The organism is Paenibacillus sp. LS1, from assembly GCF_026013365.1.
Lineage (GTDB): Bacteria > Bacillota > Bacilli > Paenibacillales > Paenibacillaceae > Paenibacillus.
The window spans coordinates 1,760,473-1,779,638 of sequence record NZ_JAPDOE010000001.1 but is presented as its reverse complement, the minus strand read 5'-3'; the positions used below and the strand labels follow the sequence as shown (position 1 = coordinate 1,779,638).

The 19,166-nt window shown below is 42.8% G+C and carries 17 protein-coding genes; 9 read left to right on the top strand and 8 right to left on the bottom strand.

Features of this window, described 5'->3' with window-relative positions:
* Positions 1–137 precede the first annotated feature (137 nt).
* On the top strand, positions 138–842 hold the full coding sequence (locus tag OM416_RS07765; RefSeq protein WP_264928215.1) for a hypothetical protein: 705 nt from the start codon (positions 138–140) through the stop codon (positions 840–842).
* Between the two features lie 173 nt (positions 843–1,015).
* Here OM416_RS07765 and OM416_RS07760 read toward each other — a convergent pair whose 3' ends face one another.
* The 6 genes from OM416_RS07760 to OM416_RS07735 all read right to left on the bottom strand — a co-directional run bounded on the left by OM416_RS07760 (position 1,016) and on the right by OM416_RS07735 (position 8,900).
* Positions 1,016–1,966, bottom strand: a complete 951-nt coding sequence (locus OM416_RS07760; RefSeq protein ID WP_264928212.1) for a caspase family protein — start codon at positions 1,964–1,966, stop codon at positions 1,016–1,018.
* Positions 1,967–1,976: 10 nt separating this feature from the next.
* Complete coding sequence (locus OM416_RS07755; RefSeq protein WP_264928210.1) at positions 1,977–2,390, bottom strand: TIR domain-containing protein; 414 nt, start codon at positions 2,388–2,390, stop codon at positions 1,977–1,979.
* Positions 2,391–2,483: 93 nt separating this feature from the next.
* Entirely contained in the window at positions 2,484–3,191 is a 708-nt protein-coding gene (locus tag OM416_RS07750) for a hypothetical protein (protein ID WP_264928207.1), read from the bottom strand.
* 488 nt (positions 3,192–3,679) lie between these two features.
* Positions 3,680–6,556: a helicase-related protein gene (locus OM416_RS07745; RefSeq protein ID WP_264928205.1), complete on the bottom strand. Its 2,877-nt coding sequence runs from the start codon at positions 6,554–6,556 to the stop codon at positions 3,680–3,682.
* Positions 6,557–7,019: 463 nt separating this feature from the next.
* Positions 7,020–7,856, bottom strand: a complete 837-nt coding sequence (locus OM416_RS07740) for a sulfurtransferase (protein ID WP_264928204.1) — start codon at positions 7,854–7,856, stop codon at positions 7,020–7,022.
* Positions 7,857–7,955: 99 nt separating this feature from the next.
* Complete coding sequence (locus OM416_RS07735) at positions 7,956–8,900, bottom strand: DMT family transporter (protein WP_076332254.1); 945 nt, start codon at positions 8,898–8,900, stop codon at positions 7,956–7,958.
* A gap of 222 nt (positions 8,901–9,122) precedes the next feature.
* Between OM416_RS07735 and OM416_RS07730 the strand changes: the two genes are divergently transcribed.
* The 3 genes from OM416_RS07730 to OM416_RS07720 all read left to right on the top strand — a co-directional run bounded on the left by OM416_RS07730 (position 9,123) and on the right by OM416_RS07720 (position 11,755).
* Positions 9,123–10,031 (top strand): polysaccharide deacetylase family protein, encoded by a 909-nt coding sequence (locus OM416_RS07730; protein ID WP_264928203.1) that lies wholly within the window; start codon positions 9,123–9,125, stop codon positions 10,029–10,031.
* A 37-nt stretch (positions 10,032–10,068) separates the two neighbouring features.
* The gene (locus tag OM416_RS07725; RefSeq protein ID WP_264928202.1) at positions 10,069–10,722 is read left to right on the top strand and encodes a YkyA family protein; all 654 of its coding nucleotides are present in this window, start codon (positions 10,069–10,071) and stop codon (positions 10,720–10,722) included.
* A 142-nt stretch (positions 10,723–10,864) separates the two neighbouring features.
* Positions 10,865–11,755, top strand: coding sequence for a hypothetical protein (locus OM416_RS07720; RefSeq protein WP_264928201.1), 891 nt, complete (start codon positions 10,865–10,867; stop codon positions 11,753–11,755).
* Between the two features lie 250 nt (positions 11,756–12,005).
* On the opposite strand, the gene OM416_RS07715 is transcribed toward OM416_RS07720, so the two are convergent.
* Together OM416_RS07715 and OM416_RS07710 are read right to left on the bottom strand one after the other, a co-directional pair.
* Entirely contained in the window at positions 12,006–13,178 is a 1,173-nt protein-coding gene (locus tag OM416_RS07715) for a mannitol-1-phosphate 5-dehydrogenase (RefSeq protein ID WP_264928200.1), read from the bottom strand.
* 47 nt (positions 13,179–13,225) lie between these two features.
* A complete protein-coding gene (locus tag OM416_RS07710) occupies positions 13,226–13,894 on the bottom strand; it encodes an HAD family hydrolase (protein WP_062835621.1) in 669 nt (222 codons plus the stop codon).
* Positions 13,895–14,395: 501 nt separating this feature from the next.
* Here OM416_RS07710 and OM416_RS07705 point away from each other — a divergent pair.
* From OM416_RS07705 to sigK, 5 genes are all read left to right on the top strand, one after another.
* The gene (locus tag OM416_RS07705) at positions 14,396–15,322 is read left to right on the top strand and encodes an ADP-ribosylglycohydrolase family protein (protein WP_264928199.1); all 927 of its coding nucleotides are present in this window, start codon (positions 14,396–14,398) and stop codon (positions 15,320–15,322) included.
* 26 nt (positions 15,323–15,348) lie between these two features.
* A complete protein-coding gene (locus tag OM416_RS07700; RefSeq protein WP_264928198.1) occupies positions 15,349–16,596 on the top strand; it encodes an MFS transporter in 1,248 nt (415 codons plus the stop codon).
* A 396-nt stretch (positions 16,597–16,992) separates the two neighbouring features.
* A complete protein-coding gene (locus OM416_RS07695) occupies positions 16,993–17,946 on the top strand; it encodes an alpha/beta hydrolase (protein ID WP_264928197.1) in 954 nt (317 codons plus the stop codon).
* A gap of 199 nt (positions 17,947–18,145) precedes the next feature.
* Entirely contained in the window at positions 18,146–18,325 is a 180-nt protein-coding gene (locus tag OM416_RS07690) for a hypothetical protein (protein WP_264928196.1), read from the top strand.
* 130 nt (positions 18,326–18,455) lie between these two features.
* Entirely contained in the window at positions 18,456–19,154 is a 699-nt protein-coding gene (gene sigK, locus OM416_RS07685) for an RNA polymerase sporulation sigma factor SigK (RefSeq protein WP_062329827.1), read from the top strand.
* The last annotated feature ends 12 nt before the right edge of the window (positions 19,155–19,166 follow it).

The window sequence follows — 19,166 nt, the reverse complement described above, 5'->3', positions numbered from 1 at the left end:
GGGGCCTTATGCTACTTTTAAAAGACTAAAGTTTAGAAAATTGGTAAGCAATTAATTAACGCATCTGAATTAATAATTTAGCAGGGAATCGGCATCGATAAGAGAATAAATATATTTAATACACTAAGGAGGATTACATGGAAAATATTTTAAGTACAATAGTTTTTATTCTTCCCGGCTTTATGATGTACTTTTGGGTACAAATGATGGGGATAAATCCAGTTGTGAAGCATACTGTTCCAGAATTCACGGCGATGGCAGCTATAGCATGGATCCCTGTTTCAGTTTTGACGATAGTATTAATGAACTTGTTTGCCAGTCCAGTTTATACAATTGAGGCTTTGTATGAAAAATCGAAAAACCTTTATTATTTGGTTCGATTTACAGGGATAAGTGTAGTAGTGAGTTTTATACTAAGTTTATTGTATGCTAAATTCGGATATTCATCACAGGTTTGGATAATAAACAAAATAAGGATTTCTGTGAAGAAAACCGAACTTTCAAAGTCACCATCTGTATGGGAGGAAGTTTTTTTCAGTAATGATACTTTAGTTGTAGGTATATCCAAATACGGAAATAGTTCTCCTGAAGTTTATGGCTGTATTGATAGGGTTTCGAGGCCATTTGAGTCAAAGAGAGCAATGAGATTGATTTATATGGATTACGTGCAGAAAATAGTAGAAAGATACGAAGTGCCAGTAAAAGAAGTTTATACGGATGTTGATGCTGGTGTGCATATTTATATTTATGATTTAGAAGAATACAACAAGGCTGATATTGAAGAAAGGAAGAAGCCTGAGTATTATCAGACACCTTCCCGATCTAGTCGTACTACTTCTTAACTGGTGGCCTATTGACAGTTGGTTTACTTCCAGAACGTGTTTGTCCAACATTTCGATGGGGAGTAGGAACTGTTTTTTTACTCCCCGAATTATCAGGCATAGGTTTTCTAATCATTATTGTAAGTTCCCTTTCCTTAGCTATTTATTGATTTTTTGTGATACATAAATGAATTCTATATTTTTCCTTCTTTAACTAGCCGCCAAAAATGATAACCCAGCGCTGTTAATTTACATGATTTGGAATTCATCGCTGCATAGTACATGTGGTCTTCGCCCACAGGTTTAACTAAACCCTCTGCCACATATTTTTGTAAATGTTTAAACTTCTGAACATTTTCTGGATTAGCATCAGGGGTAGTATCCTCATAAGTTGGATCTAGATCGTGTTCTGACTGTGCATCTGTGAAATAGTCTGTGAGCTTTCTCAAAACATCAAAAGGAATTTGAGGAGGAACTGTTCTTATTCTGGTAAAACGTGAAACGTTAGTTTTAAACATAGGTCTTTGATCCCATGGGCCCAATGCTGCATCTACATAGGCATATAGGCCTCCGGGGGTTATATACCCGCGAATGTCCGCTGCTCCCCCGTAAAGTGCATCAATTAGCAGTGATGTAAACAAACCCTGTCCATTATTTTCCATAGCTGATTCGTAAGGCCGACAGGCTGTTAATATTGTCACACCATCATTCAGTTGAGTTGAATTAGAACCGTCAGTTGATATATTTCCTAAAGTACCAGAGTGACAACAATCTAAAATTATAATTTTGTCTTTTGCCTTAGATTTATTAGCGAGTTTCAAGATTTCATCCATAGATATGCCTTCATCATAAGCATCATAGTCACTTGTCACAATGAAGCCACCGCTTTCATTTATCAAACCATGCCCTGCAAAATAAAACAATGCTACGTCGCAGTCGCCAAGAAATAATTGATTCAAAGATTGACGTAAGTTTTGGCGAGTGACACCTAAAGGAGGAGACGTAATGGACATTATTGCGAAATTTGGCGATCCGTCAGCATTACGCTCTAATATTGTGCTCATTGTAGTAGCATCATTAACACAACCGCTTAAACTTGCATCCCCGTAATCATCAATGCCGACAATTAGAGCTTTTCTCATCATTGTTATCTCCCTATCCTAATTCTCTAATTGCATTAGCAATAGATAAGCTGTTCCAACCGACAACCTTGTCAGCGTTCTTTTTAACTTCAAGTGAAGTTCTTTCTGATCCCCAGGGTTCAATTGCTATGAGAGGTTTATTGAAATCTTTCTTACAAATTATAATTTCATGGTTCATCCATTTGCTGTATGTTGCATAGACGCCACACATCATAAGAACAACATTGCAATATTTAACTTGATTCTTTATTGCCGCATAAAGTTGTTGATCGTTTAGGGCATTATGAATAGGGTCGTCTTTGGGTACAGAGTAATCTTTGTATGGTAGACCTGACCTGTCTAGCATGGTGATTAATCTAGTGTAAGCGTCTCCATATGTCCAAGAATGACTGATAAAAATATTATAATGTTGTCTGTTCGTTAGCATCGAGTTGTTGCCTCCTTAACTATTTATCCTTCCAGTACCGGATATTAGCGAATACTGCGTACTATTAATCGCGGTTCAATTTGGATTTTATTCTTATCGTTTAGGTACTTTAATTTCATAAAGACTATCTAAAGCAAAAGGGACTCTTTTAATTCCATTGCTCATTGGATAAGGATAGTAGAGCTCGTTCTGGGAATAAGTTTTTTTCCACGAAAAAAGATCTTTGTCAGAAAGAGGAATGAGATGATCAAGAGAAATCCTATAATTAATCTTCATTGAAGCTTCTGCACTCTTTTTCAACTCTGCATACTCTAAAAGTACATGGTGACGATGTTCTTTAATTGTTTTCTTCCTGATCAATTTCATCATCATCAATTCATAGAAAATCCAAGGAGATTTCGTTTTCTTCATGGCTTCATCGGTTGTAATGCTATTAGAAGTATTCAAGAAAACAATGCACTCTGTCTTATCCATCAATTGAGTTATAGCTGTCGATAGCATCATATGTACGTGGGCGGTTGATTTATTTCTTTCTTCGTATGAATAAGAGGAGGAATCTTTAATTTTGCAGAAATTGTTATCTATTTCTCTTAAAAGAACGTCAGCGTACCCCCATACGCAAGAATCCACAAAAACTTTCAAGTTAAATTCTATGCTAAGCCACCCGGCTAAAGATAGGGCTAATTTCTCATCTGTGTGGGAATGTGAGAGAAATATATCTACATCAACTTGGGGGAACCAATCATCTTGAATTGATGAACCATCAATGCTTTGATCTGCTTTGTTGATGTATTTATCCAATGATGCTTTGACCTTACTTTTGTGGGAATTTAATATTTTTTCGCCCTCCTCATAGTAGTTATCAGAGAAGGAACTATTTAAACTTCAAACATACGTATCCTCCGTTATTAGTTTTATTTATTGAAGAGAGGCCTGCTGCAACAGAGTTGTTCCAGATAGGTCTATTTCTATTATATTGCTGTGCTTACAATAAAGTAAAGTCATATAGGCATTATGGATCAATTATTTGTTGTTTTATGAAGATATTTGTTGGACTTTGATTTTTAAACTGTTATAAGAAGTTAGAGCTAGATTAGGATGGTTTAATCGCGCGAATATTACCTAACCTAACTCGTCACCATTTCAATTTACCTGAGCCCTAGTCCTTATTGCTTCGTTCAATTACCATAAAATGTAAAATTTCAAATGAAGCAAATTCACAGTTTGTCAAATAACTTAAAAAGCTTGCGACCTTCGTGATGTATTTTCGATGCTTTACTTGTATCTGGTCAATCCAGAATTTTTAGGGTTACCGTATCTATTTTTTGAACTGACGAATGCACAACATGATCAGAGTTTAACTTCACTCCGAATAATTCTCCAATAATATGAATGGTCCAATAATCCTTCGAATAGTAATGATAGTTATTAGGAGGCAGTTTCATATCATAGTTATAATCGTTTTTCACCCAAGAGCGCTGAGCATGCTTATTTCTGTGGTTCGGATACTCAGAAAAGACAAAATGCATAAACATTGACATATAGTTACGAATAGTGAATTGTTGATTATCAAAATCTATAAGATTTCTAGATAATCGATTGTATTCATTCACTTCGTCGAGCAAAGATGATTCCGAAACTTGCTCAATCATTTCTTTAGGAATTTCCTTATAATAATTTTTCTTGAAGTGTACTTTCATTTCTTCTGGTATCGATGAATGGTAAATGATATTTACCATCTGAGTTTTAATATTCTCAATGTTAGCAAAAATAGAATGATAAACGCTGCCATTATTGCGGCCTGAATCCCTTAGCTTGCCAAAACTGCATACTTCTTTACGAGAAAAGTGATATAGCAATTTAAAATATTTAGAGGTTGTTATCACTGTCCTAAATATATTGTTGTTCTCATCGACATGATCAGATTTAATTAATATAAACTGCTTTGTTAACTCTTCATAACTCATTCCACGAACTTCGTTTTGAATGGCTGGATATGCTGGTGTTTGAATATTATGGAGTTGGCAAATTGCTTTTATAAACACATTCCCTGTATAGTTTTTGCGAGTGCATAATCTATTACTTATATCGTCGTGTCCTTTAATTATCTCCTCATTTGTTCTGCTAATATTCCCTACTAATCGCTCAAACTCCCTAAAGAATACAAAAAGAGGGAGCTTTGGTGCCCACCGATTAATGCTGGTTAAAATGATTTGCATATCAGCCTCTGTTAGTTTCTGACCGATTTTCACTGCAAGCTCCTTAATAATTTCCTGACAATCAAATACAACCTTCTGATAAGACTGATTGACTGCGACAGGAAACACATATCTTAACTGATTGTTATCAAATTGTTTGTAGAAAAAATAATCTAGCGCTTTTTTATACTGATTAAAACGATAATTAGGTGCCAATTCTCGTTCGAATCTATTGCGATATTCCGCATAAGCATCACTTTCTCTAATGAACGCAGCTGCCTCTTTTATTGCATTCAAATCAGATAAGTTCTCGTGCAAATCTATAGTACTTCGATAAAAAATGTTGTCCCAAATTGCCGTTTCTGCGGCCACATCATATTTCTTTAGTAGCTCTTCAGCTAGTCTAGTTCCTTTTTCACTTAGCACATCAAATGTACTTAACACATCTTCAAGTGCTTTCTTGAAACGATCAATATTGTGGGGCTCATCGTTGAACTCAAAATCCTCAACTTGTTCATAAAGCGAAAATAAGAGCTGATAAGTTGTATTTGAATCATCTTTAGTAACTTCATCGTTCTTAACTGAAAAGTACAGATTCACTATTTGCTCCTGACATTTAAGTGCGTCAGTGAAGAGTTCGCGTTGTTTCTGAAGGACGGAGGCTTCACTTAAATATGAAGTTAAGGTCTTACGAGACAGCAGCGTATTTCGAGACGGTATAAATTTTAAAAGGTTATTCAAGGAAATAGAGATAGCTGTATAAAAGTTGGAATTGTTGCTATCGTAAAAATTAGTTGTTAATATGAAACAATTATAAATGGCTTCGTATTGTTTGCCCGATTTAGCAAGTCGGTCAATTCTGCCGTAGCGTTGCTCAATAGCGGAAGGGAAGGCAGGAATATGATAGTTAATCACATGATTATAGCCAGGTAAGTTGACACCCTGTTCTGCAATCTGATAACTAACAACAAGCACGGTCGGTAGTATGCTTTCTTTCGTTTTATTAGAATAATGTGCTAATTCATAGTTGTTACTCCCCGAAACAATAGCAAAGCTATTACCTGTTGTTTCTGCCCGGAATTCCATAAAATTGGCATCTTCTAGAGCCTGACGAAGTACTGTTGCTTCCTTCTCAATGAAACGTGTGAAAATAACAAAGCGGGCATCATGCTGTTCTTTCAAGCGTGACTCTAAAAATTCCACAGTTTGTTCTGCCTTTTGCTGCTGTGTAGTTTTGCTATCTTCGTATTTAATTCCTACTTCATGAATCATTGTTTCATGGCGCTTAATGGTCGTCTTATGAAACTCACTTATTTGCAAGGACTGAATTGTATCCTTGAAATAACGTGTGACTGGTGAAGTAATATCGAAGCTTGAACAAATGAGTGCATTTTTTTCCTTACCAATCGTTTCAATATTTTGAATCCAATTGTTTTGAATATCCTTTTGAGTCATACTTTTAGCGATATTAATATACGTTTGTAAGTCATATTTATTAGATTTAATAGGTGTTGCCGTTAAAAAAACAACTTTCTCAGCAACTAATTTTTCAAGGGCTATTCTTTTTTTTGTATTATCTGCCAAGAATAAGTGTGCTTCGTCAATAATAATGAGTCCAAAAGCTTTGCCTGCGAGTTTCTCAATATGAGAATAATTGTTATTAATAATATGTACATGATGTGAATATCCCATATGTATAAATGGCAGTTTTTGATACCAATCACCTAAGAACTGCCCCTGATGTTCACCTTCAGAGAGAGCTTTTGTGGTAATAATTAATACATCTTTATGATTTTGCTCGATATAATCAAGTGCGATTAAGCCGCTCGTAATGGTTTTTCCGCTTCCTACTTCATCAAATATGTATAAAACATCGTGTTGTTGTATGCGATCGCAGTTTACAAATTGTAATGGAAATAAATCAATTAATTCAGGATTAACAAACTCAAGCCAATTACGTTTAACCAAGTAGACCACTCCTACAATTAGTTCATGAACCAAATTTTATATTTTTGTAATATACAATACGACACTATGCCAAAATAAATAAATCGAATACAAAGGGTTCTATCCTTCGTTTCTACACTCAAATTGATTTTTGTCTTATTCCTCAGCGTTAGCCTTCTCTGAGCCTTGAATAAATTAATGTTGATCAGGTGTTGATTGTGTTTGAATTATGTTGATTATAATCGGTAAAGCAGAAGCGTTCGTTGGATTTTTAAATGTTAATATTGCTCATTCTACTAATTCTTATTGATAGATATACTATTAAATTGAAGAAAGTAAGATGCCTTTATTCGCCCGGTGTAATCACTTTCCTTGAACGAATGTTGATCTCTTGTTGACTTAGATGAACCAATACACCGCCCCAGGCGTCAGCCTGCATGGCGGTGTATTCCTCTTTGAGATAATGTACACCCTCGCTACATTCTTATTTTTCCCCTGTAGCCACCGGGTTCTCCTCATAACTAATCCAGTCGCTCCAGCTTCCGGAATACAGCTTCACATTCGAGAATCCCGCTTCTTCCAGTGCAATCACATTCGGGCAGGCTGATACGCCGGAGCCACAATACACGATAATCGCACCATCCTTGTCCAGCTTACTGAAACGTTCTTCTAACACCTCAGTACCTGTCCAACGTCCATCCCAATCCAACACATCTTTCCAAAAATAATTCACCGCACCCGGAATATGTCCGGCCTTGGCATCAATCGGTTCCTCTAATCCAGCGTAGCGGCGGGCATCGCGAGAATCGATCAGCACGGCATTGCCACTTGCCGAAGCTTGTTGCACATCCTCTACACTTGCCAGCATGGCTGGCTGCACATTCACCTCAAAGGAAGAAGGGATCTGCACGGGCACATCTGTGGTCACGGGGAACTTGGCATTTTGCCAAGCGGAGAAGCCTTCGTCCATAATGTACACCTGCTCATGACCGATGTAGCGCAGCAGCCACCAAAGACGAGATGCATTCATGCCGCCTTGATCATCATAGGCAACAATTCGACTATTGGAGCCAATGCCCGCTTTGGCGAGACGATTAGCCAGTTCAGCCGGATCAGGAAGCGGGTGACGTCCTCCGTGCGTAGACACAGGAGAAGACAGATCTTTTTCCAGATCGAGATAGACAGCTCCTGGAATATGTCCAGCTTCATAGGCTTGTTTTCCAGCCTCCGGTTGACCGAGCAAGAATCGGCAATCTGCAATGACGACATCCGGTTCGTACATTCTGGCGAGCAGCCAGCGCATGGATACAATATTTTTCATGAAAATACACCGCCTTATATGTAGTGGGATGGATTCAACCGGAATCTGCGTGGTGCAGGTCCCAGTTGTTTTTTACAAAAATCCTAATACAAACGCAAGTTACACCACTGTAGGTTCAACAGGCCCTTTGCCAGCGATAGGAGCATCAGCAGGAATGGGTTGAGGTTTGGTTTTGCCATATCGAATGAAGATCCATACCCCGAATATAATGACGACCCCGGCAGACATCTGTAATGCACTGAGGGATTCGCCGAGCAGCATCCAGGCCAGCAAAGAAGAGAATACGGGTTCCCCAAGTACGCCCATGGATACCGTCGTTGCATTCATATATTGAAGCAGCCAGTTGAAGAGATAGTGTCCAAAGATCGTTGGCACAATGGCGAGCAGCAGGAAGATTCCCCACTCTGACGCAGCATAGCCCCCGAACGGATGGCCCATGATCAGATTATATACCGCCAGCGTGCAAGCAGCGACAAAGAACACCCAGAAGTTATACGAAAATGCACTAAGTCCCGCTCGCAAAAATTGTCCCAACAGCATATGAACGGCGACTGCGATTGTGCCAAGCAAAGACAGGACATCACCTTGCAGTGCAGTACCTGCTAACTGGAAATCTCCAGCACCAATGACGATTGATCCAAGCAGGGCGATGCCCATGCCGATGATCATCATGCGGTTAATTTTGGCTTTGAACAGCCATACCGAACCGGCAAGAATCAGTATAGGCTCCAGCGCGAGAATAACGGTGGAACTGGCAACACTGGTGAGCCGCAGCGAACCCATCCAGAGTAGAAAATGAAGGGCCAGCATCACACCGGATGCAAGCAGCAAGCCCCATTGCCGTAAGCTCAGACGCATCATCTCATGTCTGTATTTCCAGACAAAAGGCAGCATAAGCAGATTGGTCAAAAATAGACGGTACATCGCAATGACCGCAACATCTGCGGTAGACCAGCGTACAAAGATCGAAGAAAAAGAAATGGCGATAATGCCGACAAAGAACAGCAGATAGATGGATCTGCCGGCCCGGTTCAAGCTTGTCATGGGTGTAGCTCCTTCTTGAAGTCTGATGGCGTAAATCACTTTATTATACAGGAGAAGGTAACCGCAGGAAAGATAAAGAGAACGAAGAGATAAGTAGATTGTAACCGGGCTTGTAACTATTCTGTCATTCTCCCGATCCATTTTTCTATTAATCTTCTATATAGAGACATGAAACGAGATAATATACCAATAATCGGGAAAAAATGAAAGTAAGGAAGTGGCATGACAGTGAGAGTCCAACAAGAGAGAGCGGGAGAACGTGGCAGTATTCCGCCTAGCACAAGTCGCACGAAAACACATAAACGAAGAAAAATCCGGTATGGAAGGATTAGCATAGCTCTAATGCTCCTGGTACTATTCGTTACCGGTATTACATATGTATTCCTTGGCATGACGCATTGGATCAAAAGCGTTGTGGCGCCGCCTCCGATTACTGTAATAGAACAGCCCGCCAAGCTCGGCATGATACAAGTTACTCCGGATGCGAAGGAGGAGCCGGCACGGTTCCAGGGTCAGGTTCGCAAATTGGCATACATAACGTTCGATGATGGGCCAACTGAATATACAGAACAACTGCTGGATATATTGAAGCAGCATGAGGCGAAAGCTACCTTTTTTATGATCGGACGTCAGTTGAATCAGCATCCGGAAGCAGTGAAACGGCTATTGAAGGAAGGCAGTTATCCCGGACTCCACAGCATGACGCACAACTATAAAAAGCTGTATAAGAGCGGCAGTTCTGCAAACTTTGTGAAAGAGTTTAAGAAGGAGCAGAAGATGGTGCAGGACTTGATTGGTTTTACACCTCATCTTATTCGTGCACCTTATGGCAGTAGTCCACAGATCGGTGAAAAGTTCAGAGGTGACATTGCGGCGGCTGGGTTCAAAATGTGGGACTGGACGACAGATTCACTCGATTGGAATCTTCCCGGTCAGCCGGATAAAATTGTGGCTCGCGTGAGCAAAAGTGTACATCGGGATAAGGAAGTGATTCTGATGCATGAGCGGGAGCAGACGGTTCAGGCTTTGCCACGGATTCTGAAACTTTTGGAAGATCGGGGCTACGAGTTCGAAGTATACGATCCAGATGCACATTGGATAGCCAATTTTAGCGGAGATAGCCGCTTGTAATATAACAACAAGATGATGCAAGAGAGGAAGGGCTTGGGTGCTAACGAGTAAAAAAATGGCGCTTGCGGCAGTTAGCGTATTGCTAATGCTGCTGGCAAGTGGTTGTGGAGAGCCGCAGGAGCCTGCGGCAAATCAGGTGAATCAATTGGTGCTCAGCGGTCAGGCGATCGATCATAGCTTGAAGGCCCTGGCTGGTCATGAGCAGGAAGACATGAAGTTATACAAGACTATCTTAGATAAAGGCAAGAACAAAAACAGTGATCTCGAAGCACTTCTGGATCAGGCAGCAGAGCATATTCATGAACGAAGAACGTTGTTGAAGCAGGCGGAAGAGGCCATGAAAGAAACCAACGAGAAGACGGTGGCCCTGCGCAGCTCCCTTAAGGAACTATCGTTTGAAAATGAAGAAACGTTGGCCCAGGCTGAGAAGGTGTTGGATCAATTTGAAGCAAGAGCACGTGCATTTGAAAATTTCGTGGCTTCGTATCAGCAGAGTCTGAATGCAGATGAGCAGTTATATGGCCTGATGAGTGAAAGTGTGGAACCTAATCTGGTGAAGATCAAGCGAGCCATTCGGGTACGGAATAGCGAATATGCGCAGCTTGCTGAATTCCGAAAGCAATTCAACCTGCAGACCAAAGCATTTAACGGAGCCAATGCGAAACTGGTACAGATGGATCAGGCCAGTTGAGCAGAGGATCTGAGTCACCATTCAGACATTTTGCATGATTGAGCCGCCTGTCTCCCGTGTAAGTACTAGTATACAGCCAAGCCAATGGATGAGAAGCAACATGGACAAGCATCATTGCGTATAAGCTAACGGAGGTGTTCATATGCGAAAAGGAAATACAATGAAAGTCAGTACATCACTCTTGGTTTTACTTATGGGATTCTCGCTTGTGGCCTGTGGGAACAGCAGTCCTGCTGCACAGCCACCAGTGAATAATACGGAAGAACAGTCACCCGCACCGGAGCAACAGCCGAATGAAAGTGTTGTTATAGAAGCCGAAGGTATTCTGACTGGATGGGCTGATCCGCACACCGTGGAGATTCGAGTGAATGAAGAACCGATGTCATTCCAGGTGGGCGAAAATCTGCAGAAGTCACTGGATGATATCGATGACGAAGATTCAGTTCGTTTCAAATATGTAGAGAAAACGATTGATGCAACAACGAAACAGCTGGTACTCACTGAGATTGCAAAAATCGAATCAGGTGATGACAATAACGGTTCCAATGCAGGCGGTACTGTAACGTCTGATCGTCCGAAGACGTCAGAGCTGGAAGTGACGGTAGAAGGAATGACCGAGAAGCGCCCAGTGACACTGGCACAAGCGAAAGGTTATTCACTTTATGTGTTTGAGCCGATGGCTTTTGACGCGGAAGACCAGGAGTTAACAATGAAGATTGATCCGGATTATGAGGTAGAGATTGAGAAGCTGCCAGCGGATTACAATCTGGATACGCTGAAGATGAATGCCAAGGAAGAGTTGTCCGAGACCGGAGAAGTGAAGCAATTAACGGCTGAACAACTCAGCAATGGGCCGATGAAGGATGCAAAACTGTACATGATGTCCCAGAATGATAAGAAAACAGAGTATTTTATTGTTAAAGACCTAGACGGCAATGGTTTCGTTTTCCACATCCATGCACCTATTGGTGAACCGTCTGAAGGTTTCCTGCCCATGGCATATGCATCCCTTAATTCCATCATGAATGAGTAGAAAATGGATGAGCTACAGACTACAAAGTTAAAGCCAAACGATAAAGTGAGTTAAATCGACCATTAAACAGCGTGTTTCCTTGATAGAGGAGATGCGCTGTTTTTTTTGCTGTTACTATATTATAGAATATGTCGTGCCGTGCAAAGACAAAGAGCCGGAAGGAACGATGCTGATGCATAGGTTCTTCCCGGCTTCTTGGCCATACTTATATTCAGTTTGCGGGATCGAACCAGTAACCCTAATGATCATATCAGGTTAGTATAGTCGATTCCTTGCGCCCTCTCAGTTCTTGATAGCGGGCGATCACATTCTGATGAACGGGATGTTCGTCGGGAATTCCCATGCGTTCACGGATGAAGGTGGAGACACCCTCTTCGCGAATCATGTATTGGAGCTTCATGGCTTCCTCGTCGCGTTCATCATTGAACAGCATTGCGGCCGCCATAGCAGAAGTTAAATGAGGAATTTCAATTCCGAATTCACTGGCCTGCATCGCTGGGCGAACAAGCCGATCATGAGGCGAAAGCTTGCGAAGGGGGGAACGTCCGACCCGGGTCACCTGATCCGTCAGGTTAGGATTGGCGAAGCGTTCCAGTATGGTGTCGATATATTTGTTATGCTTCTGAGCGTTGAATCCATGCTTCTGTATGAGCATCTGACCGGTCTCTTCCATAACATGGCGCACTTTGGCCCGCAGGGTGGAATTACTCATCACCTGGCGGATTGTCTTGAATCCTTCGAGATAGCCGAAGTATGCGGCGACACAGTGACCTGTATTTACCGTAAACATTTTACGCTCAATATAAGGTTCAAGCGAATCCACATAGTGGACGCCATCTATTTTCTTAAAACCATCCAGAAGTGCTGGACGATGAACGACCCATTCGTAAAAAGGTTCAACAGTGACCTGCAGCGGGTCCTTGTGGTTTTGAGCCGGAACAATCCGGTCCACAGCTGCATTGGGGAAAGAAACATAACGTTCGGCTTTTTTACGGGTTGGTTCATCCAGGAATGGATAGATGCGTTTCTTCAGTCGAGTGCTGCCACCGATGGCATTCTCACAAGCGATAATATGCAGTGGAGCCTGATTATTGTTTTTCATGCGAAGTTGAATGCCTTTGGCGATCGGCTCGGCGATATCTCCGAGTGCAGATACACCCACGGCGGTTGTGATCAGATCGGCTGAAGCGATTTCTTCAGCAACACGATCCTCTTCACTCACATTGATAGCGGTCACGTTGTTGACAATCGTTGTATCCTGATCCCTATTAGCCAGGGTAATCGGATATTCCTGTCTCTCTTGCAGCATGGAGATTTTCTTTGGGTTACGTGCGACAAAGCAGACTTCGTAGTCGGAAGCGGACAACATATGACCGATAAAACCGCGGCCTATATTGCCCGCACCAAAATGTACAGCTTTCATGTGTGAACTCCCCCTTTAAGGATTAAATCGCGAAATTCGTGCAGACCTTAGACGGTAGTGACGAGTGGCTTCGAAATCAAATCGTTAAATGCGAGGTCGGTCAAGCAAGACAGCCGTTGGTGAGGCATATCGAATTCCAGTGTTCCTGTGATGGTATTCGAGATGACTACGCAGTGCATACCAGCCGCAGCAGCTGCACGCGCGCCGTTAGGTGAATCCTCAATCGCTACGGCTTCGTCTGCAGTTACTCCAAGGGCTTCAAGCGCTTGATTGTAAAGTTCCGGGTCAGGCTTCACATTCGCAACATCATCTGCCGTACGGATGACTTCAAAATAATCTTTCAGTTTCAGTTGTTCCAGATGCTGTTCGACCCACTCCCGTTTGGAGCTAGAGGCCACAGCCAGTTTTAGTCCGGCTTCACGTGCTTGATCAAGATATTCTTGAATGCCCGGACGAACCACCTCTTTGTTCATCAATGCAGCATGCTGCAACTGAACGGATTCCCTGAACGCTTCCCGATCGATCGGAAGATTCAAATCTGTGATGAGGTACTCATATGGATTAAATGTTTTCAGACTGGTACCGATGCATTGTGAATACATCTCCAGGGTTAAATCCACGCCGTGTTCCTTGTAAGCATCACGAAAAGCAATATACCATGCTGTCTCTGTATCAATAATCGTTCCGTCGAAATCAAACACCAGTGCCTTAATCATAAATTTGTTCCTCCTGTTTCAGAATTAGTTTGGGGATAAAACAAAGTGAAAGTTTTCTGCAAATTCATTCCCGTATATTCATTAACCTGCGGTATGTTAGTTGACGCAGTAGATCGAAAATGAATATTAATTTGGGAAAAAATATGCGTTGAAGCTAATAAAACCGTAACATAGGACAAACTGAAGGGTCAAGCGCGTCATGAATGTTTACATTGAAAGTTTTCGCGTGAATGACTTGTTTTCAGAAAATAATAAACGTTGCAAACCGTTAAGCTCTTTACATGTAAGCGGTGTACTGAATAAACCGTTTTTTCAGTTCAAAAAAATAAAACTTTTTTTATGAAAATTGGATGAACTGACCGTTCAACAGCTTTCGACACTTTTAGAATAGAAGAAATGGAACTTAAGTTATTGGATTTATTAGCTTTACGCCGGATGAAGCGATGTGGGAAAATGAAAGAAAGATTCTGAAAGTATATGGAGTAAGGGAGGAACACAAAGATGCTGCAAAAGGACCGTTTCAATGGCTGCCTCATCGGGCTTGCAGTGGGTGACGCGCTCGGAACTACGGTTGAATTCAGTCCTCCGGGTACGTTCGAACCTGTTACCGATATTGTGGGAGGCGGCGTATTCGGGCTTGAGGCCGGGCAGTGGACAGATGATACATCCATGGCTTTATGTCTGGCAGAAAGTCTGGTACGTAAGGCAGATTTTGATCCTGCGGATCAGATGCGCAGATATACCAATTGGTACAAGGTTGGGTATATGAGCAGCACAGGCGACTGCTTTGACATCGGCGGGGCCACACGAAGTGCCTTGGAGAGGTTTGAATTAACTGGAGAAGCCTACAGCGGATCAGCCGACCCGATGACAGCGGGCAATGGATCTATTATGAGACTTGCGCCTGTCGCGATGGCTTACGCCAATCGTCCGAAGGAGGCGGTTCATTATGCAGCGCTGAGCTCCCGTACAACACATGCAGCAACGGAAAGTGTGGAAGCATGTGAGGTGCTGGCTGCGATACTTGTTGCTGGCTTGCGCGGAGCGGACAAGAACGTCATGCTGATGCCAGAGACATGTCGACAGTGGAGGGAAGAGCTTACTTTTTCACCCGCAATTGAAGAGGTTGTCATGGGTTCGTATCAGAGCAAAGAACCGCCAGAAATCAAGGGCAGTGGCTACGTGGTTCGTTCACTTGAAGCAGCATTATGGGCGTTCCATAAATCCTCAAGCTTTGAGGAAGGCGCGTTGCTAGCTGTTAATCTGGGTGATGATGCGGATACCACGGGTGCGGTGTACGGACAAATCGCAGGTGCTTATTACGGGCTAAGCGGCATTCCGGCACACTGGCGGGACAAGCTGGCCATGCGTGAAACGTTTGACCAATTAACAGATGCCTTGTGGTTGAAGGCGACAGAAAAACGTTGATAAAGAGACAGGAGAAGAGAACATCTATGGGCACCACAGAACACACAACAGAACCACAGGCTTCGCAGTCTGGTAAACGAGGGGCTTTTCCGTTATCCCTGTTATGCCTGACGATAGGAGCTTTTGCAATTGGTATGACTGAATTTATTATCATGGGTCTGTTGCCCAATGTGGCAACAGATCTGAATGTGAGCATTCCACAGGCAGGACAACTCATTACGGGATATGCGCTTGGTGTAGCGGTAGGTGCGCCGATATTGACCGTATTTACACACAAGATTCCGCAGAAGAAACTGCTGGTGCTGCTCATGTGCATTTTCATCATCGGTAACGCATTGTCTGTCATTGCTCCCACCTACGGGTTGTTAATCTCGGCACGGATTTTAACAGCATTTGCCCATGGTACGTTCCTGGGTGTAGGTTCAATCATGGCAACGCGGCTCGTTGCACCCGAGAGAAGGGCAGGAGCAGTATCCGTTGTTCTCGCAGGGCTTACGATCGCCAACATCATTGGTGTTCCGTTTGGTACATTTATCGGACAGCAGCTCGGATGGCGGTCATCTTTCGGGGCGATTACGATTCTGGGCATCATTTCGTTAATTGGTATCATTCGTTTCATTCCTGTTCTACCTCAAGGAGCACCTGCAAACCTCGGACAGCAGTTCCGCAACCTGGTGCGTCCACAAGTATTATTGATCCTGCTCGTTGGCGCGATGGGCTGTGGAAGTCTATTCACAGTGTTTACGTACATCACCCCGATGCTTGTGGACATTAGTGGTTTTGCTGAGCAGAATGTGACCTGGATTCTGGTATTGTTCGGCTTCGGCGTTACCTTGGGTAACATGCTTGGCGGCCGTCTGGCGGACTGGAAACTAATGCCTTCCCTGATCGTCAATTTCGGGATACTGGCGGTTCTTCTGGCAATCCTTACGCTTACGCTGGACAATCCTTATCTCGCGGTAATTACGATATTCTTTTGGGGTGTTGCGGCCTTTGGTATTATGCCAGGATTGCAGATTCGAATCATGAATATGACCCGTGAAGCGCCGCTGCTGGCGACAACTTCGAGTCATTCCGCGTTTAATCTGGGGAATGCAGCTGGTGCCTATCTGGGCGGATATGCAATTACCCAAACGGGTCTAATATCCGTACCTTTGTATGCTGCAGTTATTGCCGGATTGGGCTTGCTAGGACTGCTCTTCAGTCTGTTCATGGAGCGTAAGCATCATGGGTCAGAGGTTGTAGAAGTTGCAGAGGCAGCATCGGCAAGTTGAAAATGAAATCTGTTCGCCTCAATTCATCCGTTGAACACGGAGAGTTGAGGCTTTTTTATATCATGATTAGATCCGGAGTAGGGGAGCAGATAGACGGTCTGATGGTGAGTAAAAGTATACTTTTTAAACTATAAGATATAGTTATTTAAGTCTTTTGATGATGTACAAGTCTTGTGAGATGATATAATAAAGGTGCAATTGGAATTGATTGTAAATTATGGATCAAGGATCTTTGCTTCCGTATTGGGGGAGGACAACGGTTCGTATTCATGCTTGGAAAGGAGGAACTTCGCTTTAAAATGTAAGGGCTTTCAGTTAGGGTTGGTGTGTATCTGAAAGACCTGTTATGAGATTTGTACACGGTTTAAAATCATATTCCAAAGGAGATTGATATTGATGAAAAAGCGTCTGTCCAAGATTCTGAGTCTCTCCATTACAGCAGCACTCCTTGTACCAACGATGGCGTCTGCAACCGATATGCAGGAAACTGCGGCTCCAGCCCCAGCCCCCATTCAGGCGGTGATAGATCAGGGAGTGACTGGCACCATGGATAATACGGGGCAAAATGCGCTGGCTAACACTCCGGTTGTGCCTGCACCACCGGGTTATGATGCCTATCGAAACGATATTGCGCACGGAAATACCAATCTGATCTTTTATTATTCCACAACGGTAGGCACTACACGGAAAGCAACGGTGTATACACCGCCAGGATATTCTCCGAATAAAAAGTATAACGTCCTGTATCTCCTGCACGGCATCGGCGGGGATGAGTATGAGTGGGTAAATGCAATGAAACCCAAGAACATTTTGGACAACCTGTATTCGGAAGGAAAGCTGTCCCAGATGATCGTTGTCATGCCGAATGGTCGTGCCATGAAGGACGATCGTCCAGTCGGTGACATTTTTGCTCCGGATAAAGTGGCTGCGTTTGAACGATTTGAGCAAGACCTACTCAAGGATCTGATTCCTCATATCGAGGCCAATTATCCGGTGTACAAAGACAAGAATAGTCGTGCGCTAGCCGGATTGTCTATGGGAGGTGGGCAGTCACTAAACTTTGGATTGAAAAATCTGAATACCTTTGCCTGGGTAGGGGCCTTCTCGGCTGCACCGAATACGCAATCTGTATCGCAGCTGGTTTCCAATCCGGGACAAGTCGCTAGCCAACTCAAATTGTTGTGGATCTCCTGTGGATCGAGTGATGGTCTGTTATGGGTCAGCCAGAATTTCAAAAACGGCTTGAGCAGCATGAACATTCCGCATACCTGGTATCTGGATGTAGGTGGGCACGAACCATCTGTCTGGAACAGCGGTTTGTACCAGTTTTCACAACGAATCTTCAAGTGATGAACCGGTGTACACAGGGATTTGAGTTTAAAAGGATATTTACAGGGATTCTCATAGAGTGAGTAAAGGCCTCAGTTCTGTTTCGCACAGGGCTGGGGCTTTTGAGTTAGTTACTATGTTGTGGTGGAATTCGACATAATAATATGTAAGGATTGGTTTAATTTATTACATAGGTAGCGTTATGAAGGAGAGTGATCTGATGTTTTACTACAAAGGTGCGTTTCGAGAAACAGATAATGTAATCTATTTTAAAAGCGATGTTGCATTAGCCCAGAATGATGTCGTCTTATTTGGTGAGAAAAAGTATTTCATTGAAAGTGTGGAAAAAGAATTTCTCCTGCTTCAGCGGGTGGGCTCCATTGTTTCGGTGAGTTTGTGAAAACTTCGCAAGATCATCCCCTTTTTCAAGTGTACGTGCACTTCTGGGCCCCTGCCTACATACAATAGATCGACCCTGTTCCCACATGTGCTCAGGCCAGATCGTTGTAAAACTGCAGGAGGTGTCATCTGTGCCCGGATTGTTTACCGCAATTGCTCTATTCATTAAAGAGTTAACGTTACTCGTCTCGTATGTCAAAAATAATGCGTTCCCCCAGCCACTGGCTGAGGATGATGAAGCCAAACATTTACGCCTTATGGCTGAAGGCAATGCCCACTCCCGCAATTTGCTCATTGAACACAATCTGCGCCTCGTCGCGCATATCGTCAAGAAGTTCGACAACACTGGCGAAGATCAGGAAGACCTTATTTCCATCGGAACCATCGGTTTGATCAAGGCGATTGAAAGTTTTCAACAAGGCAAAGGAACCAAACTCGCTACGTTTGCAGCAAGATGTATTGAAAACGAGATACTTATGCACCTTCGTTCCCTGAAGAAAACACGTAAAGACGTATCCCTGCATGACCCCATTGGTACGGACAAAGAAGGCAACGAAATTACGCTAATCGATATCCTCGGAACGGAAGCCGACGACGTTGTAGATAAAGTGCAGCTCAAGATTGAGAAAAGCAAAATTTATCGCAATCTCGACATCCTGGATGATCGGGAGAAGGAAGTCGTGATCGGTCGATTTGGTTTAGAAGCAGGCGGGGAAGAGCGCACCCAACGCGAGATTGCCAAGGAACTGGGCATTTCACGCTCTTATGTATCGCGGATTGAGAAACGGGCGTTAATGAAGCTGTATCATGAGTTTTATAAGCAAAAATAGTGTTTGAACAGA